1 protein-coding gene is annotated in these 1322 nt (G+C 79.3%); it reads left to right on the top strand.

Annotated features, from left to right (window positions below; translation table 11 throughout):
* Positions 1-1240, top strand: a 1240-nt coding sequence (locus tag AB0J52_RS40980; RefSeq protein WP_500188643.1) for a hypothetical protein, incomplete at its 5' end; no start/stop codon positions are given.
* Positions 1241-1322 lie beyond the last annotated feature (82 nt).

Raw genomic sequence — 1322 nt, 5'->3', positions numbered from 1 at the left:
GGGGCCCTCGCGGCGGCGGGCTCTCGGCCTGTTCGCCGGCGGCGCGGCCGCCTGCGCCGCCGCCGGGGCGGGGATATGGGCGATGGCCCGCCGCCCGGACGGGGCCTCCGAGGGCACCGGCACCGCCGAACCGACCGCGTCCCCGGGCGGGGCCCCTGACCGGGGGGCCGTGGCGGCCGTCCTGGCGAACCGGGCGCGGGCCGTCCGGGAGCGCAACCGGATCGCCTTCCTCGCCACCGTGGCCAACGCGCCCGCCGCGTTCCAGCAGGCCCAGGCCCGCCTGTTCGACAATCTGGCCAAGCTCCCCCTGGACGGCTGGGAGGAGCGCCCCGGGCCGCCCCAGGGCGCCTCGGGGGTCGTCCAGGTGTCGATGCGCTACCGGATCACCGGATTCGACACCGGCCCGGTCGCCCGCACCCGCTACCTCGCCTTCGCCCCCCGCCCCGGCGGCTGGACGATCATCGGGGACGGCTCGTCCGCCGGGCTCGCGGGCGACGCCGACATCGCCGACGCCGGGCCGCTCAGCGTCGTCCGCAAGGGATCTGTGCTGGTCGCGGGCGACGCGGCCGGGCTGGACGAGATCGCCCGGCGGCTGTCCGCCGCCGTGCCCGCTGTGACCGCCGTCACCGGGACGACCTGGGCCCGCCGTGCCGTGGCCCTCGCCCCGGCCGACGCCGCCCTCGCCGGACGCGTCGCCGGCGGCGGCCAGGACGTCGCCCGCTTCGCCGCCCTGGCCGTCGTGGCCCCCGGCCCGGACGGCTCGCCCGGTCAGGACCGCGTCGTCGTCTCCCCCGCCTTCGGACGCCTCAACGCCCTCGGCCGCGACGTCGTCCTCACCCACGAGCTCACCCACGTCGCCACTGGCGGCGCGCGCGACGCCCGCACCCCGATCTGGCTCATCGAGGGCTTCGCCGACTACGTCGGGTACCGCCGGGCGAAGATCACCGCGAGGTCGGCGGCGCGCGAGCTGGCGGCCGAGGTGGCCGCCGGGCGGATCCCCGGCGCCCTCCCCGCGCGCGCCGACTTCGACGGCGCGTCGGGACGGCTCTCGCAGGCCTACCAGGAGGCGTGGCTCGCCTGCCGCATGGTCGCCGACCGGTACGGTGAACCGACCCTCGTCCGGCTGTACCGGGCGGCCGGGCGGGAGCCCGAGGCCGCCGCGCTGCGCCGGGTCCTGGGCCTCCGCCCGGACACCTTCACCGCCGACTGGCGCGACTACCTCCGCGAGGAGCTCTCATGAGCGACGCCACCGCCGCACCGCAGGAGCCGTCCGAGGCTCCCGGGCCGCCCCCCGGGCCCGGCGGACCGGGCGGAACCGGCGC

This window comes from Spirillospora sp. NPDC049652 (assembly GCF_040675125.1).
GTDB lineage: Bacteria > Actinomycetota > Actinomycetes > Streptosporangiales > Streptosporangiaceae > Spirillospora.
The sequence above is the reverse complement of the archived record's forward strand: the minus strand, read 5'-3'. Positions and strand labels throughout refer to the sequence as shown.